The sequence below is a fragment of the Falsihalocynthiibacter arcticus genome (assembly GCF_000812665.2).
Taxonomy (GTDB): Bacteria; Pseudomonadota; Alphaproteobacteria; order Rhodobacterales; family Rhodobacteraceae; genus Falsihalocynthiibacter; species Falsihalocynthiibacter arcticus.
Window position 1 is genome coordinate 1,551,129 of record NZ_CP014327.1, and the last position, 24,826, is coordinate 1,575,954.

Genomic DNA, 24,826 nt, shown 5'->3' on the forward strand with positions numbered 1-24,826 from the left:
CGCCGTCGACAAGGTGTTTTTTGCGGTAATGGCTCTTGGATAGTATATGAGGGAAGCAAATTTTCTCTACAATGGAAGCATTCCTGAGTTGGAAAAGGCGGCGATCTCAACCGGTCGACGCAACACACTCTGCGAACTTCTCTGCTGGCGTTTGTTATTGCAAGGTCTTGCGAGGGCGTTCGTTGAGTTGCCTTGCGATTGCACTGAGCTTTGCTTGGGAATGGACCGATAAGTCGGTACCGCGCGGCAAATACTGCCTCAAAAGCCGGTTGGTGTTTTCGTTTGATCCGCGTTGCCAAGGCGACTGTGGGTCGCAAAAGTAGACATCAACATCCGTGGCCAGCGTAAAGCGCGGATGATCTGCCAGCTCTTTTCCGCGATCCCATGTCAGAGATTTGTAAAGCTCACGGGGCAGCTTCTGAGCCGACTTGATCAGCGCCGTGACGACACTCTCGGTGTCTTTGTTGGCGACTTTAACCAGCATCACGTACCGTGAATGCCGCTCAACGAGGGTTGCGATATAGCTGTTCTTGGATCCGCCAATCAAGTCGCCTTCCCAGTGGCCCGGAACGGCCCGATCTTCGACGGACGCAGGCCTTTCGCTGATAGATACAGCATTCTTAATCTGGCCATTCCCGTTGCGCTTCTGGCTGGCGTGTTTGGAGCGCCTGACAGTCCGTCTTGCGCGCAGATGCTCCAGGAGTTCCTTTTTAAGGACGCCTCGCGCCTGTATATAAAGGCTTCTGTAGATCGTTTCGTGTGACACCTGTTTGTGTGCCTCTCCTGGGAAAGCGCGTTTGAGCCAGCCCGCAACCTGCTCGGGAGACCACTTGCGCCGCAGCTTTGCTGATACTGCGCAGGCCAACTTCGGGTGACAAGCCAGCTTGCAAATCTTGGGACGCCGCGCGCGATCCCACGCCGCTTGATCAGACGCGATTGCACGATAACCTGCAAGGCCACCATTGCGCCGCACCTCTCGGCTGATCGTCGAGGGCGCACGTCGCAACTGATGCGCAATCGCACGCAAGGACTGCTCGGTGCTCAGCCCGCGGGATATTTCCTCGCGCTCAGAAAGGCTCAATGCAACGTGCCCGCGTCTGCGATCTGGTGGGCGTATCCCACCCGTTGGTGAGATCACGGAAAAGACTGAGGATGATTGGCGATCAAAAACGCGCCCAATCGACCTCATCGACTCGCCTCGCTGCCACCGATCCCAAATCTCAGCACGCGGTTCAGTTGAATAATAAATCCTACGACGATATTTCATGGCAAACACTCCATCTCTTCCTAAAGATTAAAGTGTTGCGTCGACCAGTTGAGGCCACCGCAGATAGCGGCCGTTTGCTAAAAGCGTGATAAATGACCGGCCAAGCTTGGCTCTGACCGACAGGGCGCGTGGAAAATGGTCATTCGCAGCAATTGGCACATTGAACCACCACTCGGCAATTCGGTGAGCAGGTTCTTTGACTGAATCACGAACGCTTGAGGCACTCAAGTCAGCCGTTCAAAAACGAGCGCCCGTTTGTACAGAATAGAAAATTCACTCTGCCCTGCGCGCGCATTCTCAATCCAAAGCCTTCATTTGGACCTTTCTGGTATCCCTCTGGGCCACTCCAATACCCTTTTGCCCAGTGAGGTGAGCATTAGAGTCGCGTAGCTATTCCTTATAGCACTGTCTTTGATCAACACATTCCTGAATGATTGAACGCATCGGTACGGCGGGTGATCAAGCCTCTCTGCCGTTGCGAATTCGCAATGTTGTCTAAGCACCGGCCCTTCAGGAGTTTTGAGTTCGCGGCCATAAAGCGTGATGCAACCTAATTTGAGTATGAGGCAGGAATGGTAACCAGAACATACGTCGCTACAAATGGAAAAACGCAAATCCATACTGTGAGCGATGCTTGAAGTGCGACTCTTGTTAGGCCTTAGGGTAGGGCGCTCATCGCATTTCTTCCAACATCTTTTCACGGAAGACTTCAGCTGGTGTCTTCCAGCCGAGGCATTTGCGGGGAGTGCTGTTCAGGCGGTCACTGATTTCTTTGATGTCGTGATCCGTCATTCTTCTAATGTCTCTTTTGCGGGGCAACCAACGTCTCGCCCTTCGATTGGTGTTCTCCACCGTGCCTTTCTGCCACGGTGAAGAGGGGTCACAGAACCAGGTCTGCGGGCCAATCTCAGCTTGCAGATGTGGCCAGGAAACAAGCTCAGTGCCGCGATCAAAAGTAATAGATCTGCGCCCGACATGGGGCAAATCTTTGATTGCCTTCATGATTTTGCCCATGACCGGCTTAGTGCGCCTATTTGGGTTCTTTAAGATCAGTGTGAAGCGGCTCACGCATTCAACTAGAGTTGTGACATTTGTCTGTCCAAGCGTTTGTTTGAAGAACATTAAATCTGCCTCCCAGTGGCCAAACTGACGTCGGTGAGCAACATCCTCCGGCCTGAACAAGATACTGACATCGCGATGGAACTTAGGTGGCTGGCGTTTGCGCGCACGGCGTGATTTTCGCGACATGCGATGCGTCGGCAGATACCACCACAATTCTTTGGTCAGGCCGGCTTTGGAATAGATGTAGCGGTAAATCGTTTCCTGGCAAACCCTTAGAGGTGCTTTCTCAAGGATCATCCGGTTGCCAATTTGCTCCGGTGTCCAACCGTTCTTAAGTTGTCGAATTACGCTGTCGCATAAGCTAGGATGTTTGATCTGCTTACGTTGTCTTGCACGCCGATCCGCAGTCTTTAATTGCGCCGCAGAGCCGTAGTAGCCAGCGTACTTAGGTAAACTTTCATCTGAGAAATAATTACGCCTCAACTCTCTGTAAATTGTCGAACGGCAGCGCTTCAACACGCGTGCCATCTCATCGACAGGGACTTTAGCGTACTTCCAACGTTCCACTGCCTGGCAGTTGGTTGCAAAGCAATCAATGAGAAGGAATTCTGCGGCGTTCTGTGATACTAAGCTGTGTATAAGTCGTTCCCATACCGATTCCTCCGGTCAGATAACATACTGTTTTCTAACAAGAGTCGCAGTTGGAAGTAGCGCGCGCCTGCTATCGGCGGTTTAAATAACCCAGCACGTTCAAGAGCCAAAACGCTCGACCATCCATTGCGCGGCGGTGCATGTTTACATACATGAGAAGGGCCGAGGCGATCCGCCATGAAGTCCATCGACCTGGTCACGTTCGGTGCGCGCGGCACTGCCAGCACATTGGGTTTGTCCCGCTTTAACCGTTTCCGAGGTTTGATCCGCAAGTTCAGTTCCAGTTCGCAGTAAATCCGATACACCCTTTGTGGTTCCATGGATCGCCCTGCACGTTAGGTAGATGCAGAAAACATAACCCACCCGCCCAAGTCTTCCATGCGACCGTCAGTCCAACCAGAAAATCGGCAATTTTTTCGTTCTCATTGATCAAGAGAGGGCTGTAACGATAGCCCGTCTCATACCCGGCGGGTGATGCCCTGCATCACTGAGAGGGCATCCCGCCATACTTCGCCCGTCATTTGTAGAACGATGCTTTACTCATGCCATGTTCGCGGCACAGCTCCGTAACCGGCAGACCGCTTTCGGCTTGGTATAGGATCGCAAGAATTTGGGGTTCGCATTATCTCGTCATCTTCATCAAAAATCTCCTCAGATATCTTGGCGAGAAAATTCTATTTTTGCATCCCCTTAATTTCGGGGGGATTACCCTAAGTTTTGCTTCAGTATTCGGAACGTCTCTCCAAACTAAAACCTGCTGACGTTCGACGGTTATGGCATCGGTTCTCTTTGAAAAGCAGCGCATGACGGCTTCGGAGCCAAGACCGATCAGAAGTTCACATATTCTCAATAATATTCCAAGTGTTAGGCATTGGCGGAGAGGGGTTCGTTTTTTCCCAAGTTTTTGGTGCCACAATCGATCCACCATTTGTCTCCGAGAGGAGGCCACCCCAGAGAGAAAAGGTCGAGTTTGCGATTACCCCACCCTGGCTCCTCGCCATTAGTAACAAATCGTCAATCTCCGAGCGACCTTGGCTAATTTCGACATCCATGTTCTTTGGCATTAACTCTAGAGCATTTTCGGGTTCATTTGAGCAGAGTATCCATTTCGCTTTCCCGTGCTTTTGTTCGTAGGTTCGCATGCCCTCAGCATAATAGTTCGAGTTTAAGGATGCCATCTTACAGGCCACTTCAGGGCTGGAGACATAGTCTCCAAGGCGAACATGGACATATGCAAAGTCTTCGGCAATATGTGGGAGGGCTGTCAGGCATCCCAAGCGTTCGATAACGTTTTCTCGAAGCTCCCCTAAAATATCCTCAAAACTATTAAAGTTCACTGGAATTCCCATGATGCACACGGGGGTGCCAATTTGGGAAAACGATCCAATACTCGGATGCTCATCAACCCATATAGGTACGGAGTGTCGAAATGACTGCCGCCAAGTTCCACTTAGCACCCCAGATAAATGTTCCAACACTTGTTTGTAGCCTTTTGGTAAAAGTATACGTCGCAGGTCTGCAAGGGCAGTTAGGTTGTGGTTGTGGTTGTGTTTGATTGCCATTGCTCTAAAAGTGTAACGATCCAGATCTAGTCCTGCCAAAATATCGAACTCACTGCCTTCAGTGTCGCGACTTAAGAAATCAATGCGAGCAGGCATGTCTGAAGCGGCGAAAATGTCGTTAAGCGTAATAGTTTCAACTTCATATCGCTTAATACGACTGGCGTCCACGGTATGGCCATTGGCACCTGACAGGCGGGAAAATTCGCCATCGTCCATAACTTCTTCAAACTGCAACTTCAGGCCGGATTTTGACGCGGCAGCGCGCGTTTCGAGAAAACTACTTCTCAACGCGCAGATACTGGCATGTGAAGAGATGTTGGGCTCAACCAATATTCCGGTCCAGTCCAACTCTTTCTCAAGGACAAATGTATTCGAGATGCGGCGGCCATTGCCCACGCCCACTTCAACGAAAGTTCCTCCATGTTTGCCTTTGTTCGCCAAAATTGCGAACAAATCCAGCAGTAATTGACCTGGCGTCAGCGAAACGAATGTGAGGACGAGCTTGCTATCCTCTCTTGAAACGGAACCGGCAAGGCGGGCCGCCGCCAAAAGCCTGTCGACGGAGGAATGTGGGTTTCGTTTGGTGGCCAGTGCACGAAAATTCATTCTATCTATGCGAATGGCGAGGTCTATTAATTTAGGGGAACTAAAACCGTCTTTCTGCCCCCACACGATGATACGCACTTCGACTCGGTGGCCGTGGCCCAAACTTCCGCTGGCGTTTCGGTCGTCATCAAAGCCAATGATCGCGAGCACGCGGTGCTCCTCGACGCCAAGGGCCAAAAACTTAATGAAACCATAGGGCTCAATCCGTGCGGCGCTCCCAACCTTGGCACCGGAAAGTCCCAATCTTCGTTGAGGACGCAGTCGCCCTATGTGACGCGGGCCGCTTCTGTTGAGATTAGTTCTACAACCACCTCTAGGTCGCTTTGGACGTCGCCGATTTCAAATATGGGTATCCCAGCAGGAACCGTCGTTTAGGGTTTCTGGATGACTTGTAATATTCGGCCATCAATCGGGGCATAGAGGGAGATCGTTTCCGCGCGCGCTTCGCCTTGTGTTGCGCTCTCGAGGCCGCGAATTTTATGCGCAAGGTTTGTCATGCGACGGCTCGATTCATGGGCACCAAGTACGTGGTGAAAATCTTGAAATATCCTTTCATGGTTGCCTATATCGGTTGCGATGTGAAGGGGGAGGTTGACGCCATAGTGATGCGTTCGTGGCTTTACCCTCCCTAAAAAAACTGAAACACTGCCGTAAATGTTGATTGGCTCAACAAGGGAGACGCTGTGCGTCGATTGTCTTATCTTTGGCGCGAACATCGTGTTTTGAGCCTCGCGTTCGTCATGGCCCTTGCGCTGACAACGGTTTTCCTGTTCCGCATTATTGTTGGCATGGTGTATTGGGCCGACCCGATGCATCAGGACCGTCCCTTAGAAATGTGGATGACTCCCCGCTATATTTCCATGTCGTTTGACCTGCCGCGTGAAGAAGTTCTTGATGCACTTGGGATCAAAGAGGGGGAACTGAAACGCTCCACGACGCTACGCCGAATTTCTGAGCATACGGGTGTTGATATTAAGGACCTGGAAGCTGCGGTCGAAGATGCCGCCACCAAGTTCCGCGCGTCCCATCCATGACCGATCTCGTCTTCCAATGGGTTTTGAGTTACGGTATTTTAATCGTTTTTGTCACGACGTTTTTAAGCTGCCTCGCGATGCCGGTGCCCTCCTCTTTGATGATGCTTTCGGGCGGTGCCTTTGCCGCATCCGGAGATTTTTCCATCACAACGGTTGCTTTCGCGGCCTATGGGGGGCGGTCGTTGGCGATCAGGCGGGGTATGCCGTTGGCAAGCGCGGGCGAGAGTGGCTTCAGTCCAAAATCCAACCGCACCCAAAACGAGCGGAGGCCTTTTCCAAGGCGCGGAGCTTTACCGAGAATTGGGGCGGACCGGGTGTTTTCTTGAGTCGTTGGCTTTTGAGTCCTCTTGGCCCCTATGTGAATTTTGCGGGCGGTATCGTGGAAATGCCGTGGCTTAGGTTTACGATTTGGGCGGCGCTGGGCGAGATTGTTTGGGTGACGCTTTACGTGGGCCTTGGGTTTTTTTTCGCAGCACATATTGAAGAAGTGGCGAGCTTTTTGGGGAATACAATTGGGGTTGTGACGGGGCTTGCTGTCACGATCACCCTCGGGGTTGCCCTTTACAGAGCACATCCAAAATCGCCCAAACACACGCGCGAGGTTAAGGCCCGCGAGGGCGTTTAGCGCGCACTTTGTGGTGGGGTTAGGCGAGGACGAATGAGCGCCATTGGATGCGCCCGCAGCGTCAGGCGCATGGAGACGTAATCCTCAACCACCTCTTCGCCTTCGCTCATTTTGCGCAGATGCACAGCAGGTTCGACAATGCCTTCGCCATCCAAATCCCCCGCGAATAGGGGCAAAGGGGCATCGCCCTTGACGGCTTTGGCTTGCCACAGGGCCTCGCGGCGATTGAGGCCGAGGGAGGCAAAGGCGTCGGCTTCTGCGAGGATTTGGATCAGGCGCGGCGGCGTGCCCGCCCGTCGCCACAAGTCGTCGACATCCAAATAGCCGTTGCCCCGCGCGGCGGTGATCCAACTGGCTTCCTCTTCGCGCATGGATTTGATCTGGCGAAACCCCAGCCGCAACGCAAGGCCGCCGCGCCCGTCTGGTTCCATCACATTGTCCCAAAAACTGGCGTTGATACAGACGGGGAGCACGGCCACATTATGGGCGCGGGCGTCGCGGACAATTTGCGCAGGGGCATAAAACCCCATGGGCTGGGAGTTGAGCAGGGCGCAGGCAAAAATACCGGGGTGGTGGCATTTGATCCAAGCCGAAGCATAGACCAACAGGGCAAAACTCGCGGCGTGGCTTTCGGGGAACCCATAGCTGCCGAAGCCTTCGATTTGCGAGAAACACCGTTCGGAAAATTCGGTATCATAACCGTTTTTCTCCATGCCCTTAAGGAACCGCGTACGAAAATTGCTGATGTTCCCGAGCTTTTTGAAGGTCGCGAGGGCACGGCGCAGACGGTCTGCTTCATCGGGGGTGAAGCCCGCACCGATGATCGAAATTTGCATCGCTTGCTCTTGAAACAGAGGCACGCCGAGGGTTTTCCCAAGCACATCCCCCAGCGCGTCCGACGGAAAACTCACGGCCTCCTCGCCATTGCGACGCCGAATAAACGGATGCACCATGTCGCCCTGAATGGGGCCGGGGCGGATGATCGCCACCTCAATCACAAGGTCATAAAAATTGCGCGGTCGCATGCGCGGCAGGAAGTTCATCTGGGCGCGACTCTCGACCTGAAACACGCCAATACTGTCGGCTTTGCACAGCATATCGTACACGGCGGGATCTTCGGCGGGGAGGGTCGCGAGGTTGAAATCCAACCCGTGGTGCTGCCCCATCAAATCAAATGCTTTGCGAATACAGGTCAGCATCCCAAGGCTAAGCACGTCGACCTTGAGAATGCCGAGGGCATCGATATCGTCCTTGTCCCAACAAATGACGGTGCGGTCCTCCATCGAGGCGTTCTCAATCGGAACAAGCTCGTCCAGCCGTCCTTCGGTGATAATAAACCCGCCCACATGTTGCGACAGGTGGCGGGGGAACCCCTGAATTTGATCGCAAAGATCGAGGGTCTGGGCGAGATGGCGATCCTTGATGTCGAGGCCGATTTCGCGCAGACGCTCCGCGCGCAAACCACCACCGCCCCAGCCCCACATCTGGCTGGAGAGAGCGCTGATCGTATCTTCAGAAAGCCCCATGACTTTGCCGACCTCACGGATGGCGCGCTTGCCGCGATAATGGATGACGGTCGCGCAAAGGCCCGCGCGGTGACGACCATAACGCTCATAGATATGTTGGATGACTTCTTCGCGGCGCTCATGCTCAAAATCAACGTCGATGTCGGGGGGCTCGTCGCGGGCCTCGGAAACAAAGCGTTCAAACACCATGGTGCCGATTTCAGGGGAAACTGAGGTGACGCCGAGGCAAAAACAAACAACGGAATTGGCCGCCGAGCCGCGCCCCTGACAGAGGATATTGCGCTCGCGTGCAAAATGCACAATGTCGCGCACGGTGAGGAAATAGGGTTCGTATTTGAGCTTGGAGATCAGGGTCAGCTCGTGCTCCAAAAGGTCGTGCACCCGTTGGGGGGCACCGCCGGGATAGCGCCATTTGAGCCCCTCATAAGCGAGCCGCGCGAGACGTTGGCGGGGCGTTTCTCCCTGTGTGAGTTCACTGGGATATTCATAGCGCAACTCATCAAGCGAAAAGGTGCAGCGGGTGGCCACGGCTTCGGCGTTAAGGAGCGCCTCTGGGTGGTCGCGAAAGAGGTGGTCCATTTCGACGGGGGCACGCAACCGCTGCTCGGCATTGCGCAGAGCAGCGTGGCCAAGATTTTCGACACGCACCCCGAGCCGAACAGCCGAGAGGACATCGGCGAGACGGCGGCGCTTTCCGTGGTGCATCATCGGGCTGGCGGAAGCGACCATGGGGATGGCGAGGTCTTGGGCGAGGTGGGCGAGATGATGGAACCGCGCGTGGTCTTGGCCGTCGTATTTCGGAGAGGCGAGCAGCGACACTTGGCCGGGGAAGCGGCGCGTCAGTCGGTGCGCGAGGGGCTGCCAATTATGCGCGCCGCGAAAGGGCGTGAGCGGTTGGCGCACAGGGTGTAGGAGCATTTCACAGCCCGCGCCCCACGCCATAAGGTCTTCAAACCGCAGCACACAGGTGCCCTTTTGTGCTCGCAATCGTCCGAGAGATAATAGGCGCGAAAGGCCCCCCATGCCGCGCGATCCCGCGGTAGAACCGTGACGTTGACCCCCTCCTGAAGCACAATCAAGGCGGAAGGTAATAGGCGCGGGATGGTGTAGATATCGGCGGATGGAGGCGCGGGAATCTGCGTGGGGCGCGGTGGCCCGATGAGGCCATGGACAGCGTCAAAATTGCGGCGTAATTCGACGTGACGGGCCACTTCGCGGCATTCCACATGGGCGCGCACGATGCCCGCGACGGAATTTTCGTCCGTTATGGCAAGGGCAGGGATACCCAAATACGCGGCACGGCGCACGTATTCCTCAGGGTGCGAAGCCCCTGTGAGAAAGGTGAAGTTGGAGGTTATATTGAGTTCTGCGACCATGGCGATTCGCAGTATATTCACGTTTTGTTCTTACTTGGAGTCTAAACTGCCGAGGCTTTGTGGAAACGCATACAACTGCTAATCATCTTGAGGACTTTGTGGGCGAAGATAGTCTGGTTCGTGCCGTGGACGCATTTGTTGATTTGGTCGATATTGATTTCAGCAATGCAACCGCCATCGGAAAGCCGGTTGGCAGCTGTCGGCCTGTTGAAATTGCCATCTTAAGCCGCAAAGCCTCGGCCGATTGAGGGCATTCATGCTCAATGCCGCTTTTACGTACAATGTTATGGGCGCTTAAACAGAAGCCCCTTTGGCCACGGGAAATTGAATGGCAAAGTTTGACCATAAATATAGCGTTAATTTCCGAAGACTTGCCATAACATTATAAATGTCAGTTCTATAGTTTGGTCCAATTCATTTTTCTAATTTCTTCTCTGAAAGCGAAACCATCGAGGTGCCGTCGCTGACATTGTGGGCACGTTGCAATTCCTCTTCTATCTCTAGTCAAGGTTACAGGACCCCGAAAACTCCAATCGGAGGGCTGGACGTTGGCCTAAGCCAAAAGATGTTGGGGGAAATGTGATACCATAAGCCGCCCTATATCAGAAAAGTGTCGCACTTTAGAGATCGCGCATAGCGTTTTGTGGGATATACGGTTAAGTCACCCTTGTTTTCAATTGATTACCTTGCTCATATACGACGACGCAAGCCAGCTATAAATAATTTGCTTCGCAGAGGCATTTCGACGGAGGCAACATAGTGTCATTGATGTTTATCGCCCTACTACCGTTTTTGGGCGCAATATTCCCACCCCTCCTTATTCGTGCTGGCCGAAATGCGGCGGCTTGGTCTGCAGGCGGGACAACCCTTCTGGCATTGATCGGCCTCCTGTGGAACGCCCCAAAAGTTATGCGCGGCGAAGTCGTAACCGCACGCCTTGATTGGGCCCCATCGATTGGATTGAACGCAAATTTTTTCCTCGACGGGCTGGGTCTTTTGTTTGCTGGCCTGATCCTTGGCATCGGCCTGCTCATCATTCTTTACGCAAGGTTTTATCTGTCGCGCGACGATCCGATGGGTCAGTTTTACGCGTATTTGCTGTTGTTTCAAGGCGCGATGGTTGGCATCGTTTTGTCTGACAACATACTGCTATTGCTGGTTTTTTGGGAACTCACGTCGCTGTCGTCCTTCCTTTTGATTGGCTATTGGAAACATCTACCCGCAGGGCGACAAGGCGCGCGCATGGCCTTGACTGTGACGGGGATGGGCGGGCTTTCGATGATTGCGGGACTGCTTATTCTTGGCAATATTGTTGGCAGCTATGACCTGAGCGTCATTTTGACGCAAAAAGACCTGATCCAAGCTTCGCCGCTCTATTTACCTGCGCTGATCCTTATTCTCATCGGGGCGTTCACGAAATCCGCCCAATTCCCATTCCACTTTTGGTTGCCCCATGCGATGGCCGCGCCCACACCCGTGTCTGCCTATCTGCACTCGGCAACTATGGTGAAGGCGGGTATTTTCTTGATGGCACGGCTCTGGCCGGTTTTGGCGGGCACAGAAGAATGGTTTTACATCGTCGCAACCACGGGCCTGATCACGATGGTTCTGGGCGCGGTCATAGCTTTGTTCAAAGATGACCTCAAATCGCTCCTTGCGTTTTCAACCGTGAGTCACCTTGGCCTCATCACCATGTTGCTTGGATTTGGCACCAAAATCGCCGCTGTCACGGCCGTTTTTCACATCATCAATCACGCAACTTTCAAGGCCGCCCTCTTTATGTCGGCGGGTATTATCGATCACGAAACCCATACCCGCGACATCAAACGTCTTGGCGGGTTGCGCACATTGATGCCTATCACTTTCATTCTGGTGACGCTGGCAAGCCTGTCCATGGCTGGTTTGCCGCCTCTCAATGGCTTCCTTTCTAAGGAAATGATGCTCGAAGAAGCCGCACATACAGTTTGGGCGAGCTATCCGTATTTGCTGCCTGCAGTGGTCGTTTTGGGCGCGCTGTTTTCCGCGGCATATTCCTTCCGCTTGATTGCACATGTGTTTCTTGGACCTGTCCGCAATGACTACCCCGCCGCGCCACATGATCCTCCTTCCGGTTTGTTGATTTCACCGGGTATTCTGGTTTTTCTCGTTGTTGCAATCGGGCTTTTCTCGTCGGCGATCGTGGGGCCGATTGTTGCGGTTTCGGCGCGCGCAGTAATTGGGGGCACAGAGCTGCCTTATTACTCCCTAAAAATCTGGCATGGCTTCACGCCTGCGCTTTACATGTCGGGCGTTGCTTCGATTGGCGGGTTGTTTTTACTCTGGTCTTACGGGTTTTTGGACAGAATTTGGAATGCTATGCCGCGCCCAGAAGCCAAGGTTATTTTTGATCGCCTGTTGGGTGCCCTAGAGCGCGCCAGCCGGTCATTCACAGCCATTCTGCATGATGGCGCTTTGAGTCGTTACTCCGCTATTTTCCTGATTTTCACCATGTCTCTTGCTTTGTATGCCTATGTTTCAGGCACACATTCGGTGCCGTTGAACGCCGCAAGCGATGTTGAATTTCTTGGGGCCATTGGCTGGATTTGCATGGTCGTTTCCGCGCTTTGCGTCGTTATTTTCCATCGCAACCGCCTTCTTTCTCTTGTGATTATCGGTATGACGGGGCTAATGGTTTCGCTTCTGTTTAACTATTATTCAGCTCCGGACCTCGCGCTCACGCAGATTTCTGTCGAAGTGGTCACGATCATTCTGTTGCTGCTTTCGCTCAACTTTATGCCCAAAACCTCCCCCATCGAGAGTACATCTGGGCGCCGCGCACGCGATATTATTATCTCGGTTGTAGCGGGCTTGGGCGTTGGTGGACTAGTCTACGCTATTTTGCTCAGCAGTTTTGCACAGCCTTCGATCTCGGAATTCCATCTCGAAAACTCCTATTCGGGCGGAGGCGGCACGAATGTCGTCAATGTTATTCTCGTCGATTTCCGTGGCTTTGATACCTTTGGCGAAATCATCGTTTTGGGAATCGCCGCCGTCGTTATTTTCGCCCTCACGGAATCTGTCTTGGCGTCCAATGTGCGGGCCAAACTTTTGAACCGGACACCAGACAAGCCGCTCTCAAAAGACGTCCACCCGATGATGATGGTTGTCGCAACGCGTGTGATGATGCCGATTGCTTTGATGGTTGGCGTGTACATCTTCCTGCGGGGTCACAACATGCCTGGCGGCGGGTTCATTGCGGGGCTTGTCGTCGCGATTGCCTTTGTGATGCAATATATGGCGTCAGGCTTTTCTTGGGCCGCCGCACGGCAGAAATTCCCCTATCATGCCGTCATTGGCTGTGGGGTTCTGGTCGCAGCGGTCACGGGTATGGGCGCTTGGTTTAACGGGCTGCCGTTCCTAACGAGTGCCTTCGCATATGTTCATATTCCGGGCCTTGAGGAATTCGAACTGGCCACCGCGATGTTCTTTGACTTGGGCGTTTTCCTCGCCGTTTTCGGGGCGATTATGTTGGCCTTGGAAAGTTTCGCGCGCTTCGCATGGCAACCGGGTATTGAAAGTGATGATCCTATGAATATTAACCCGGACCGTGATTATATTCAGCCAAATGGAGAGGAGGCATAAAATGGAATTTCTTGTCTCTAGCGCCGTTGCTGTCCTCACATCCTGTGGTGTCTATTTGATCCTGCGCCAACGCACATTCCCCGTTATTCTGGGGCTTTCTCTTCTGTCCTATGCGGTGAATATTTTCCTCTTTTCAACGGGACGCCTTGTGCAAAACCTTCCTGCTATTTTGGATAAATATGGCGAAGGCATCTATACTGACCCCCTCCCGCAAGCCCTCGTTTTGACGGCGATTGTTATTTCTTTCGGGATGACAGCCTTGGTCGTGATGATCGCCCTCAGCGCTTATTTGACGTCGGAAACGGACAAAATTGATATGACCGAGACCACCGACGAAGGAGACAGCGCGTGAGCAATTTGATCATAGCCCCCGTCGTTCTACCTGCGGTTCTCGCACCGTTCATTCTGATGGTGATCCGGCATCATCTCGACCTGCAACGCATTTTCTCGATGGCAGGATCGATTGCGCTGGTTTGCATTTCGCTGGTCCTCACCCACCAAGCGTCTGGCGGCGAAATTCAGGTTTATGAATTAGGCGATTGGCCCGCGCCCTTTGGCATTGTTCTCGTGCTCGACCGCTTGTCGGCCCTGATGGTTTTGCTCACATCCGTCCTTGGCCTCTGCGTGAACCTCTATGTTATCAGCACGGATTGGGATAAACGCGGCGAGCATTTTCACCCGCTTTTTCAGTTCCAACTCATGGGGGTTTGCGGCGCATTCCTTACGGGTGATGCCTTCAACCTCTTCGTGTTCTTTGAAGTGCTGCTCATTGCCTCCTACGGCCTTATGATTCATGGCGGGGGCGCTGACCGCCTTCGTGCGGGCATGCAGTACGTCGTTTACAACCTTCTCGGATCGACCCTCTTTCTGTTTGCGCTCGGGACAATTTATGCCGTCACTGGTACGCTCAATATGGCCGACCTGGCGGTGCGCATTGCCGAACTCCCCGCCGACGACACTGCCCTTATTCGTGTCGGTGCAGTCCTGTTGTTGCTTGTGTTCTGCATCAAGGCCGCCGTGCTGCCGTTGCATTTTTGGCTTCCCGGAAGCTATGCAAATGCGCCTGCGCCTGTGGCCGCCTTGTTCGCCATTATGACCAAGGTTGGCGCCTATTCAATCTTGCGCATGTACACGCTGGTGTTTGGACCAGAGCTCGCCCTTAGTGCTGGATTGGTTGGGCAATGGCTGTTGCCAGCGGCGCTGCTAACCCTCGCGGTAGGCATGGTTGGTATTCTCGGTTCGCGCGACATTTCTAAACTCGCAGTCTTTGCCGCCATCGGCTCTATGGGCACGTTGCTGATCGCGATTGCGCTCTTTACGCCACTCGCCACAGGGGCCGCAATTTACTATATTGTGCACTCTACGCTGGCGACCGCGATGATCTTCCTAGTGTCTGATCTGATCATTGAACGACGGGGAAAAGAAATCAAACCCGCCCCCCGCATGGCACAGAACGGTTTGATCTCGGCGCTCTTTTTTGTGGCAGCCATTGCTTTGGCTGGGATGCCACCGCTTTCGGGGTTCTTAGGTAAGCTGATGGTTCTTCAGGCCTCAACTGGGACACCACACCAAACCCTGATCTGGAGCGTGATCCTTATTTTCTCGCTGGTCGCCATCATCGGCTTTGCGCGTGCGGGCAGCTTGATCTTCTGGAAAACCACCGACCCTATGGAGGACCTCGATCTGGAAGAAGTGCAAGTCGCACCGCTCCAAACACAGGGCACCGTAATGGTTTTTGTGCCAATTTTTGCCCTGCTCTTTGGCCTTGTCGCGCTCACGATTTTCGCGGAACAGGCGATAGAATATGCCAATGCGACGGCGGAGCAATTGTTTGATACATCCGCCTATATTGACGCCGTACTCGGGGAGACTGCGAAATGAAACTCCTGCGCAAATTATTCCCACACCCTGTGCTCACCGTCCTTTTAACGGTCGTTTGGCTGCTGCTGGTGAATGCCTATTCCATCAACTCGCTGCTGTTTGGCGCGTTTCTTGGGGTGCTCATTCCCTTTATCACCAGCCCCTATTGGCCAAATATGCCGCGTGTCAGACACCCGCTTAAAATCATCGAGTACTTTTTTATTGTTCTGTGGGATATCGTCGTCGCCAATTTCGTTGTAGCGAACCTCATTCTGTTTCGCCGCAATGCGGACTTAAAACCGGCATGGGTCACCGTTCCGTTGGACCTGCGCACACCCGAGGCAATTACCGTTTTGGCGGGAACAATCACCCTTACGCCTGGCACCGTTTCAAGCGATATTTCCGACGAAGGCCATGCAATTTTGGTGCATTGCCTGAATGCCCCCGACCCACAGGCCGTCTGTGATGAAATCAAAATGCGGTACGAGCGTCGCCTAAAGGAGATTTTCGAATGATTGGGATTGCAATCAACTTTGCTTTTGGCTGCTTTGGAGCAGCGCTTTTGTTGAACTTATGGCGGATTATACGTGCGCCGGGGGTTGGAGATCGTGTGCTTGCCCTCGATACGATGGTCATCAATGTCATCGCGCTGATTGTTCTTTTCGGGATGAAGTTCAAAACCGAGATGGTCTTTGAAAGCGCGCTCATTATTTCCATGTTGGGTTTCGTTTCGACGGTCGCCTATACGCGCTTTATGTTGCGCGGAAACATTATCGAGTAGAGGGCATGATGGACTTATTTTACGAAATCCTAATCACGTTCTTTCTGATTGTGAGCGGCGTCTTTGGCCTTGTTGGCTCGATTGGTCTGGTCAAATTGCCCGATCCAATGTCGCGCCTTCATGCGCCCACCAAGGCCACAACATTGGGTGTTGGCGGCGTGCTTCTGGCGTCTATCTTGCATTCGGTTTTGATCGAAGGGCATCTCTCGTTGCATGAGTTGCTGATCACGTTGTTTTTGTTCCTTACGGCCCCGATCACCGCGCATTTCATCGCCAAGGCGCATATTCACCGGAATATGAAATCTGATGAATTGCCCGATCCGGGGGGGATAAAAGCTGGTCGTCCTTACCAGAGGTCATCACCCCAGAAGGGGGGTGATGCCGTTTCGGGTCATCCGCGCAGAGCGGGAAGGCCGACGCCTGTGCTTTCAAAACCACCATCGGCTGCAATCACTTGCCCCGTCACATAGCTGGCCCGTTCCGAGCATAAATACGTAATCAGATCGGCCAGTTCAGACTCCGTACCGTACCGATTGAGCGGAATAGCATCGTGGTAAGCTGCGATAATTTCGGGCGTATGGACCGCCATTGCCAATTTGGTGCGCACGGGCCCGGGGCAGACACAATTCGCGCGGACGCCGAATTCGCCCAGTTCCGCAGCCTGCTGTTTGGTCAAATGGATCACCGCCGCTTTGGACGTGCCATAGGCCACCCTGAGGGTCGAGGCGCGCAAGCCGCTTATCGACGCGATATTCACCAACGCTCCTTTGGTTTTCTTCAGCGCCGGAATCGTCGCTTGTGACACCAGAAACAACCCATCCAGATTGGTTTCCATGATGCGCCGCCAATCGGCAAATGTGGTCTCGGCGAGGGGGCGGAAATCGGCAACGCCTGCGTTATTCACAACCGCATCAATGCGTCCAAAAGTGGAAATTACGGCCTCGGCCATTTTATCCACGTCGTCGGGGAGAGAGACATCGTATTCAAACGGAAAACCCTGTTCTAACGGCTCGGCCGCGATAGCCAATTCGCTCGCGTCACGGTCAATCATCGCGACTTTCCAACCCTGCTCGATCAAAAGTTTACTCGTCGCCAGCCCGATCCCGCGCGCCGCGCCCGTCACAAGGGCTACTTTCTGTGTCATGTTCCTCACTCCCGATCTTAGAAAACTTAAACTACTTCATCCACACCAACAGGTAGGTCGTCAACTCAGGCCAAAGCGCGATGATGGCAAGGCCGAGGGTGCTGGTGATAAGGAATGGCACCGCCGCAACCGCAATCTTCTCCAGCGAGAGTTTGGCCACATTCGCCGCCACAAACAGGTTGATCCCAACGGGCGGCGTAAACAGGCCAATAGCGAGATTAATCATGAGGAACACGCCGAACCAGACGGGATCCCATTCAAGCGCCCGTACCACAGGCAGGAAGATTGGTAGCGAGATAAACATGATGGTTACCGCGTCCATAAACATGCCTGCAATCAGCAGGATCACCGCCATCACCAGCATAATCGTCCACTGAGAATCGCTCAGGGCAAGCAGGCCTTCCGAATAGCGGCCGACCACATCATCCACGGTGACAACCCAGCCAAACAGGCTGGCGAAGGTCACAACCAACATCACAACCGCCGAGGAAGCGGCGGCATCGGTCAGGGCATCAAACAGGGTGGAAATCGTCAGGCTGCGATAAACAAAGAACCCGACAAACAGCGCATAAACGACGGCAACAACGGCCGCCTCTGTGGGCGTGAAAATACCCGTGTAAATCCCGCCAAGGATAACAACGGGAGTCATCAACCCCCAGATTGCGTCCCGAAAACTCAGCCAGACGCGTTTGGGAAAAGCGAACTCGCCGTAGGGCATCGGTGCCAATTCCGCGAGTTTAGAGGATTTGTTCGCGGCCCGCTGTACCCTGACAAAAGGCAGGGCTGCCAACATCAAGGCGCCCATAACGACACCGGGTAAGATCGCGGCGATAAACAGATCGCCGATGGAAACCTCGGCAATCACGCCGTAAATCACCAAGCCGATAGAGGGCGGGATCACAATGGACAGGGCTGCGCCCGTACAGACCATCGCCGCGGCAAACGCCTTGGGATAGCCATCTTCTTCCATGCCACGAATGACCATCGGGCCAATCGCCGCCACCGACGCGGGGCCTGAACCGGAAACCGCACCCCAAAACAAACTAACAACCACGCCAACAAGGCCCATGCCACCAGGAAGGCTGCCCATCAGCACACGGAAAAACCGGATCATCCGATCAGCCATGCCCGCAGTCCCCATCAGGATACCCGCGAGAATAAAGAACGGGATGGCCAGAAGCGAGAATTTGGTGATGCCACTGGCCAGTAAATCGCCGACTAAATCCAGCCCAAAACCCATCTGCCACATGGCAAACAGGGACGAAAGACCCAGCGAAAACGCCACGGGAACGCGGATGACCAAGAGGATCCCAAAAAGGATGAGCATCCGAGTGCCAGTATCGAAATCAAACATAGGCCCGCTCCTTTTGCTCAATAATTGCGCCTTGCACCAGCCGCACGGCGATCATCAGGAACCCCAAAGGGAGGGCCAGAGAATAATACCACGACGGAACCTGAAGCCCTGCCGAAACGATTCCACTGGCGCGTTGGTTCATCACCATCTCGCCACAATACCACGCCGACAACACCAGTAGCAGAACGCCCAGAAAGACAGAAAACCAGCGCACGAAAGGCTGTAAGGCGGCGGGCAGCATATCCGCGAACAGTGTCACAGCGAGGTGTTGGCCGCGCCGCGCCGCAATTGCTGCGCCAAAAACGGTCAGCAGCAAAAACCCGTTCAACAGGATTTCTTGCGTCGCTGCAAAAGAATAGTTGGAAAGATAGCGCACCAACACATTGGCAAAACCGATAAATGTCATCACCAGAAAAATCAGACTGCAAACATATTCTTCCAGTCGGTCGGCAATTTTAAGTATCAGGTTTTTCATGGGGCCACCTTTGGCATGAAGATCATACCTGACATCGATGCACAAGCATCTGCACCGCAGGCGGAAAACGCGCCCCACTTATCGTAGGACGCGTTGTTTTTTCATTTAATTAATTTGAGCCGTTAATGGAAGTCTGAAAAAGTTCCACCAGTTCAGGGCCAACCTTAGCGGACCATTTATCAAAGGGCTCTTTTGTGGCGTCGCGGAACGCTTGCAACTCATCAGCAGTAGGTTCGTAAACCTCCATGCCTTCTGCGCGCAGCTTATCCAGACCAGCAGCCGTCCCTTCACGGGTCACTTTGATTTGGAAATCCATCGCTTCGATCGCAGCGGCCTGAACCTTAACTTGTGTTTCCGCGTCCCAGCCGTCCCATTTCTCTTTGCTTACACCAAGGAAAATTGGGTCGTAGGAATAGTGCCAAGGGGTGATGTATTTTTGAACTTCATACACACGTTGGGGCACAATCACCGCGCCGATTGGGTTTTCTTGGCCGTCAACGACACCCTGTTGCAGCGCACTGAAGGTTTCCGCCCATTGCATTTGTTGTGGGTTCGCCCCAAGTGCGGTCATCACGTCGATATACATCGGACCTGCAACGCGCATTTTTAGACCTTTGAGGTCTTCTGGCGATTTGATCGGGTGCACGTTGTTTGTAACTTCGCGGAAGCCATTTTCGCCCCATGCCAACACGATGATACCGTGTTCCGCCATGATCTCTTTCATCCTGTCGCCGGGTGCGCCGGATGTCGTGGCGTCGACGGCGTCATAGCCAGAATACAGATATGGCAGCGAGAAAACGGCCATCTCAGGAACAATGGGCGTCACGTTGATGGCGGAGGTGACAACAAAGTCCAACGCGCCGCGGCCAACCATTTCTGCTTGTTTCATTTGGTCGCCACCGGACAATTGCGCATTCGCAAAAATGCGCACGTCCAGATCGCCGCCCGTGGCTTCGTTCAACAGTTCCGAGAATTTTTCGGACCCTTGATGCCAAGACGTCGTGTCGCTTGTATTGTGCGACAGACGTAGCGTTTCAGCCTTCGCCGCAGACCCAAAAGCGGTCGCGGCCGAAATTGCAGCCACAAAAATGAGATTCATTTTGGACATATTGTCTCCTCCTATTTAACAAGTCCCCTCCCAGTGGAGGTCTCCGGCAATAGAACGTCCATATTTTGGATGGTGTTGCAAGGGAAAATTTTATTGCCGGTTTGAATTTCCAAATTTCACCTTGAAACATGCCCAATATTGCTCAACAATCAATGTTTGAGCCTGTACAGGTAGAAAATAACTACAAAAGAGGTGTCCACATTGTGGATGCATGGGGGCGCTTGGAAGATGACAGACGAGAATTTCCCTGTGGAAAACATCGGCGCGCAAAGCGTTGATCGGGCTTTGGCCTTGCTGTCCTTAATCGGGCGCAGCGCGGTTGAGGGGGTTGGTCTGTCAACAATCGTGCAGGACACGGGGTTAAGTCGCCCAACTGCGCGGCGCTTACTGCTTGCCCTCATGCGGGCGCGAATGGTGGAACAAGACACGGCAAGTCGGCATTATTTTCTCGGCGAAGAAACGTATGTACTTGGCGTGTTGGCGGCACAGAGATTCGATTTGATGGACCTGACGCGCAACAGTTTGGTGGATCTGGCCGCCCTGAGCGGAGATTCCGTTTTTCTCTCTGTGCGCCGCGATTCCTTTTCTGTTTGCTTGCACAAGGAAGAAGGTGCATTTCCGATCCGCACCCATGCGCTGCAAGTGGGATATCGCCATCCGTTAGGCGTGGGGGCTGGTTCGCTGGCCATCCTCGCTGCCCTTCCCGCCGAAGAACGCGCCGAAATCCTGACCCGCAACACAGATGTACTGGCTCAGAACTTTCCTGATTGTAGCCCTCAAGCGCTGAAACCCTTGATCAATCAAGCAATCGAACGCGGCTACTCCCTCAATCCGGGATTGGTTTTGACCAGTTCATGGGCCGTGGGTGCCGCCTTCAAAATGCCCGGCGGTCGGGTTGCCGGCGCCATTAGTATTGCCGCCATCGATAGTCGCATGGGGCCTGAACGGCAGGCCGAATTGGGCGCGGCTTTGCTGCTTGAAACCGCGAAAATAGAAGCGCGCATGGCCAAGACCTTCGCGCTGTCAAAATCCACCGACCTGCCACGCCATCGCACACAATTCAGCGCGGCGGCCAAGGGTTAGTCGGCACTTAGTATTTAACGGAGGATAAGGTACGTGAACAAAGCACAAATCGTTGGTTGGGCGCATAGCCATTTTGGCAAATCCACTGCGCCAGATACTGAAACCCTGATGGCCGAAGTCATCGCCCCGGCGCTTGAACATGCGGGTGTTGGCGCAGCGGACATCGACGGTATTTTTGTCGGCGTCATGAATAACGGCTTTTCCAAGCAGGATTTTCAGGGCGCTTTGGTTGGGATGGCCATGCCTGAGCTTGGCATGACGCCAGCTGTGCGGATGGAAAATGCCTGTGCCACGGGTTCTGCGGCTCTCTATTCTGCGCTTGATTTTATCGAATCTGGTCGTGGTAAAATCGCACTGGTGGTTGGTGCCGAAAAGATGACGGCCCTGCCAACTGTTGAGGTGGGCGACATCCTTTTGGGGGCGAGTTATCGCAGCGAAGAAGCGGATGTTGCGGGTGGATTTGCGGGACTGTTTGGCCGGATTGCCCAACAGTATTTTCAGAAATACGGCGATTGTTCCGATGCGCTGGCAATGATTGCCTCCAAAAACCACCAGAATGGCGCGCATAACCCCTACGCTCATATGCAAAAAGCGTTGACCTTTGCCCAATGTAACGACGTTTCTGATCGCAACCCCTATGTGGCCCCCCCCTGCGCCGTACCGATTGCTCGCTTGTCTCGGATGGCGCGGCCGCGATGATTGTTGCCTCTGCGGATGTGGCCGCCGACCTCAAACGTGCCATCGCCTTCCGCGCGCGCACCCATACCAACGACATACTGGCCCTATCGCGCCGCGAGATCACCAATTTTGACGGGGCACGTCGGGCTTGGGCTGCTTCATTGGAGGCTGCGGATCTCAACCTTTATGATTTGGATTTGGTCGAAACTCACGATTGTTTCACCATCGCCGAACTGCTGGAATATGAGGCCATGGGCCTTGCCGAAACGGGCAAAGGCGCAAATGTGATCCGTGAAGGCATCACCCGTAAGGATGGTCGCCTTCCGGTAAACCTATCTGGCGGATTGAAGTCCAAAGGGCATCCCATCGGGGCGACGGGCGTATCCATGCACATCATGGCGGCGATGCAACTGGCGGGCGAAGCGCCCGAAGGCATTCAGGCCAAATCCCCGCAGTTGGCGGGCGTGTTCAACATGGGCGGCGCGGCGGTTGCCAATTATATGTCGGTTTTGGAGCGCGTAAGATGAGCACTTGGGTGTCAATTAACAGCGATCCAAGGGGCGGGATTGCCCCCTCAACCACCCGTGTTTCAAACCTTGCCAACCACCTAACCCGCAACGCGCGGCGCTTGGGCGACAAACTGGCGCTGGTTTGGGGCGAGGAGAAATGGACGTGGGAGCAGATGGACGCCCGTGTGAATGCGCTGGCGTTTGGATTGCGCGACCGTTTTGGCGTGAGCAAGGGGGACCGCATCCTAATCCAGTCCCAAAACTGTAACCAGATGTTTGAATCCATGCTCGCTTGTTTTCGATTGGGTGCGGTCTGGGTGCCTGCGAATTTCCGCCAAACCCCCGAAGAAGTGTCGTGGCTGGCACAATCCTCGGGCGCGACTGGCATGATTTGCGGCGCGGAATTCCCTGAGCACGCCGCCGCCTGTGACGAGCCAGAGCGTGGATTCATGCTGGTGATCGGTGGCCCCAAGGGCGACAGTGATTTTGATACGCTGGTAGATTTCTATATGGGCCAGACGGTTGCAAATACGGCCGTCGACCGCGATGATCCTTGTTGGTTTTTCTTTACCTCGGGCACAACGGGGCGGCCCAAGGCCTCGGTGCTGACGCATGGGCAGATGGCGTTTGTTCTGCTCAATCACCTGAATGACCTCATGCCGGGGACCACACATGAGGCTAGGTCCCTATGCCTTGCGCCCCTTAGTCACGGCGCAGGTATTCACCAGATGACCCAAGTCGCCGCAGGGGCGGCAACCGTGTTGTTTCCCGCGGGTCGTTTTGATCCCGAAATCGCGTGGAAAATCGTGCAGGATCACAAGATCAGCAATATGTTTACCGTGCCCACAATCGTTAAGATGCTGGTCGAACATGACAGTGTGACCCAATATGATATCTCCTCGCTAAAGCAGATGATTTACGCGGGCGCGCCGATGTACCGCTCGGATCAAAAATATGCTTTGTCGGTTCTGGGAAAAGTGCTGGTACAATATTTTGGCCTTGGCGAAGTCACTGGAAACATTACGGTCCTCCCGCCGTCGGAACATTTCGAAGACGATGAAGACATGCGGATCGGGAGTTGTGGTTACCCCCGCACGGGCATCGAGATTTCCATCCAAGCCAGTGACGGCAGTGAAATGCCAGTAGGGCAACAAGGCGAGATTTGCGTGATCGGCCCTGCGGTTTTTGCGGGTTATTACAATAATCCCGACGCCAACGCCAAAGCCTTCCGCGATGGATGGTTCCGCACGGGGGATTTGGGCTATGTTGATGCTGATGGCTATCTTTTCATCACAGGTCGGGAATCCGACATGTATATTTCTGGCGGGTCCAATATTTACCCCCGCGAGATCGAGGAGAAAATCCTCACTCATGACGCCGTTAGCGAAGTCGCAGTCCTAGGCGTGCCTGATCCGGTCTGGGGCGAGGTTGGCATTGCGGTCTGTGTTTTGCGCAAAGGCTCCGAAGCCACAGCAGAAGAATTGCACGCATGGCTCAAACCGAAAATTTCGAGCTATAAAATGCCCAAGCGCTTTATTCTCATCGAGGAAATGCCCAAATCTGCCTATGGCAAAATCACCAAAAAGATTATTCGCGAGACGTTGGAGCAACGCGGTTTGCTGGGTGAGGTGACCTTCGCATGAAAACTACTGCGCTAAATCCACCCATGGTCCATCCTGGCCCCGTAAATCCCAAACGGATCGAAGCTGTTGGCGTACAGGCCTATGATCTGGAAATTCAACTAGAGGCGGGGCAGCAAGTCGAAGCCGCCATTTGCTCGGCGGTTGCGGCGGCGGGATGTGATGGAGCATGGGTCGATGTGAGCGGCCTGTTTTCCGATCCTTACGCCTTTGTTATGCCGGACAAATCCCCCGACGGTACGCGTGTCGCATGGTATAGCGAAACCTATGAGCCAAAGGGCGAGACTCGCGTGGATATGGGCGGAATGTCGGTTGGGCATTACGGCGACGGATCGTTTACCCATTGCCACGGCGTTTGGACCTCGGTTGACGGAACGACTTTGGGGCATATGCTGGCCCCAATTTGCACCGTTTCGCGCCCTGTGACCTTAAAGGCAGTAGGCTTCAAAGGCGGACGGTTTGAGCGCCTACAAGATGACGAAACCTGTTTCGAGTTGTTCCGCGCATGTGCGACGGGCGCGCCCGTGCAGACCCCAGATGCCGTCATTCTGACCCTGCGCCCAAACACGGACCTTTGCGGTGCCATTGAAGAAACCGCCCGTGCCTTCGGGATTTCGGACGGTGAAATTATGGGCCTTGGCAGCGCCAACGGCGCGCGGTTCCAAGACGCGCCGCCCATGCACAGCGCCATAACCGAGTTCATTATAAGCTCGGGTAAGTTGGTAAACGGCAAGGCCAGCGTCAACCTCTCCGCCGTGGACATTCAGAAAGATATCTTCAGCGGCACAGTGAAAAGCGGCGATGCACCAATTTCAATCACCGCTGAAATCGTTTTGCGCCGCGCTTAATTCTGCGCTGGGTGGT

At 54.0% G+C, this 24,826-nt stretch carries 19 protein-coding genes and 4 pseudogenes; 13 read left to right on the forward strand and 10 right to left on the reverse strand.

Features of this window, described 5'->3' with window-relative positions; all coding sequences use genetic code 11:
• Positions 1 to 154: 154 nt before the first annotated feature.
• From RC74_RS07685 to RC74_RS23375, 5 genes and pseudogenes are all read right to left on the reverse strand, one after another.
• The gene (locus tag RC74_RS07685; protein ID WP_062628175.1) at positions 155 to 1,267 is read right to left on the reverse strand and encodes an IS30 family transposase; all 1,113 of its coding nucleotides are present in this window, start codon (positions 1,265 to 1,267) and stop codon (positions 155 to 157) included.
• A 672-nt stretch (positions 1,268 to 1,939) separates the two neighbouring features.
• Positions 1,940 to 2,896 carry an IS30 family transposase gene (locus RC74_RS07690; RefSeq protein ID WP_417935178.1) on the reverse strand — a complete coding sequence of 319 codons (957 nt, stop codon included), beginning with the start codon at positions 2,894 to 2,896 and terminating at the stop codon, positions 1,940 to 1,942.
• A gap of 248 nt (positions 2,897 to 3,144) precedes the next feature.
• Positions 3,145 to 3,590 (reverse strand): annotated as a pseudogene (locus RC74_RS21675) (transposase); the annotation flags it as partial.
• Positions 3,591 to 3,816: 226 nt separating this feature from the next.
• Positions 3,817 to 5,391, reverse strand: a complete 1,575-nt coding sequence (locus tag RC74_RS07695) for an FkbM family methyltransferase (protein WP_052275031.1) — start codon at positions 5,389 to 5,391, stop codon at positions 3,817 to 3,819.
• 128 nt (positions 5,392 to 5,519) lie between these two features.
• The gene (locus RC74_RS23375; RefSeq protein ID WP_257722131.1) at positions 5,520 to 5,645 is read right to left on the reverse strand and encodes a hypothetical protein; all 126 of its coding nucleotides are present in this window, start codon (positions 5,643 to 5,645) and stop codon (positions 5,520 to 5,522) included.
• 186 nt (positions 5,646 to 5,831) lie between these two features.
• Between RC74_RS23375 and RC74_RS07700 the strand changes: the two genes are divergently transcribed.
• Both RC74_RS07700 and RC74_RS07705 read left to right on the forward strand, forming a co-directional pair.
• The gene (locus RC74_RS07700) at positions 5,832 to 6,182 is read left to right on the forward strand and encodes a hypothetical protein (protein ID WP_039003762.1); all 351 of its coding nucleotides are present in this window, start codon (positions 5,832 to 5,834) and stop codon (positions 6,180 to 6,182) included.
• 16 nt (positions 6,183 to 6,198) lie between these two features.
• On the forward strand, positions 6,199 to 6,807 hold the full coding sequence (locus RC74_RS07705) for a DedA family protein (protein ID WP_062628177.1): 609 nt from the start codon (positions 6,199 to 6,201) through the stop codon (positions 6,805 to 6,807).
• Here RC74_RS07705 and RC74_RS07710 read toward each other — a convergent pair.
• Positions 6,804 to 9,709, reverse strand: a pseudogene (locus RC74_RS07710) (error-prone DNA polymerase). The gene RC74_RS07705 and the pseudogene RC74_RS07710 overlap by 4 nt on opposite strands.
• Positions 9,710 to 9,768: 59 nt before the next feature.
• On the opposite strand from RC74_RS07710, the gene RC74_RS07715 reads away from it, so the two are divergent.
• The 7 genes and pseudogenes from RC74_RS07715 to RC74_RS21680 form a co-directional block, all read left to right on the forward strand.
• Complete coding sequence (locus RC74_RS07715; RefSeq protein WP_039003764.1) at positions 9,769 to 9,957, forward strand: hypothetical protein; 189 nt, start codon at positions 9,769 to 9,771, stop codon at positions 9,955 to 9,957.
• A gap of 511 nt (positions 9,958 to 10,468) precedes the next feature.
• Positions 10,469 to 13,330 carry a monovalent cation/H+ antiporter subunit A gene (locus tag RC74_RS07720; RefSeq protein ID WP_039003765.1) on the forward strand — a complete coding sequence of 954 codons (2,862 nt, stop codon included), beginning with the start codon at positions 10,469 to 10,471 and terminating at the stop codon, positions 13,328 to 13,330.
• Position 13,331: 1 nt separating this feature from the next.
• On the forward strand, positions 13,332 to 13,682 hold the full coding sequence (locus RC74_RS07725; RefSeq protein WP_039003767.1) for a Na+/H+ antiporter subunit C: 351 nt from the start codon (positions 13,332 to 13,334) through the stop codon (positions 13,680 to 13,682).
• Positions 13,679 to 15,211, forward strand: a complete 1,533-nt coding sequence (locus tag RC74_RS07730) for a monovalent cation/H+ antiporter subunit D (RefSeq protein WP_039003768.1) — start codon at positions 13,679 to 13,681, stop codon at positions 15,209 to 15,211. Before RC74_RS07725 ends, RC74_RS07730 begins: the two co-directional genes overlap by 4 nt.
• Positions 15,208 to 15,705, forward strand: coding sequence for a Na+/H+ antiporter subunit E (locus RC74_RS07735; RefSeq protein WP_039003769.1), 498 nt, complete (start codon positions 15,208 to 15,210; stop codon positions 15,703 to 15,705). The genes RC74_RS07730 and RC74_RS07735 overlap by 4 nt, the downstream gene beginning before the upstream one ends.
• The gene (locus RC74_RS07740) at positions 15,702 to 15,971 is read left to right on the forward strand and encodes a K+/H+ antiporter subunit F (RefSeq protein ID WP_039003770.1); all 270 of its coding nucleotides are present in this window, start codon (positions 15,702 to 15,704) and stop codon (positions 15,969 to 15,971) included. Before RC74_RS07735 ends, RC74_RS07740 begins: the two co-directional genes overlap by 4 nt.
• Positions 15,972 to 15,979: 8 nt before the next feature.
• A pseudogene (locus RC74_RS21680) lies at positions 15,980 to 16,297 on the forward strand (Na+/H+ antiporter subunit G); the annotation flags it as partial.
• A 65-nt stretch (positions 16,298 to 16,362) separates the two neighbouring features.
• On the opposite strand, the gene RC74_RS07750 reads toward RC74_RS21680, so the two are convergent.
• From RC74_RS07750 to RC74_RS07765, 4 genes are all read right to left on the reverse strand, one after another.
• Positions 16,363 to 17,115 carry an SDR family NAD(P)-dependent oxidoreductase gene (locus tag RC74_RS07750; RefSeq protein ID WP_039003773.1) on the reverse strand — a complete coding sequence of 251 codons (753 nt, stop codon included), beginning with the start codon at positions 17,113 to 17,115 and terminating at the stop codon, positions 16,363 to 16,365.
• A 31-nt stretch (positions 17,116 to 17,146) separates the two neighbouring features.
• Positions 17,147 to 18,469: a TRAP transporter large permease gene (locus tag RC74_RS07755; protein ID WP_039003774.1), complete on the reverse strand. Its 1,323-nt coding sequence runs from the start codon at positions 18,467 to 18,469 to the stop codon at positions 17,147 to 17,149.
• Entirely contained in the window at positions 18,462 to 18,944 is a 483-nt protein-coding gene (locus RC74_RS07760) for a TRAP transporter small permease (protein ID WP_039003775.1), read from the reverse strand. Before RC74_RS07760 ends, RC74_RS07755 begins: the two co-directional genes overlap by 8 nt.
• Positions 18,945 to 19,053: 109 nt before the next feature.
• Positions 19,054 to 20,052 carry a DctP family TRAP transporter solute-binding subunit gene (locus RC74_RS07765; RefSeq protein WP_039003776.1) on the reverse strand — a complete coding sequence of 333 codons (999 nt, stop codon included), beginning with the start codon at positions 20,050 to 20,052 and terminating at the stop codon, positions 19,054 to 19,056.
• Between the two features lie 228 nt (positions 20,053 to 20,280).
• Between RC74_RS07765 and RC74_RS07770 the strand changes: the two genes are divergently transcribed.
• The 4 genes and pseudogenes from RC74_RS07770 to RC74_RS07785 all read left to right on the forward strand — a co-directional run bounded on the left by RC74_RS07770 (position 20,281) and on the right by RC74_RS07785 (position 24,810).
• Entirely contained in the window at positions 20,281 to 21,135 is an 855-nt protein-coding gene (locus RC74_RS07770) for an IclR family transcriptional regulator (RefSeq protein ID WP_039003778.1), read from the forward strand.
• Between the two features lie 33 nt (positions 21,136 to 21,168).
• Positions 21,169 to 22,340 (forward strand): annotated as a pseudogene (locus RC74_RS07775) (acetyl-CoA acetyltransferase).
• A complete protein-coding gene (locus RC74_RS07780; RefSeq protein ID WP_039003780.1) occupies positions 22,337 to 23,965 on the forward strand; it encodes an acyl-CoA synthetase in 1,629 nt (542 codons plus the stop codon). The pseudogene RC74_RS07775 and the gene RC74_RS07780 overlap by 4 nt, the downstream one beginning before the upstream one ends.
• The gene (locus RC74_RS07785) at positions 23,962 to 24,810 is read left to right on the forward strand and encodes a DUF296 domain-containing protein (RefSeq protein ID WP_052275033.1); all 849 of its coding nucleotides are present in this window, start codon (positions 23,962 to 23,964) and stop codon (positions 24,808 to 24,810) included. The genes RC74_RS07780 and RC74_RS07785 overlap by 4 nt, the downstream gene beginning before the upstream one ends.
• The last annotated feature ends 16 nt before the right edge of the window (positions 24,811 to 24,826 follow it).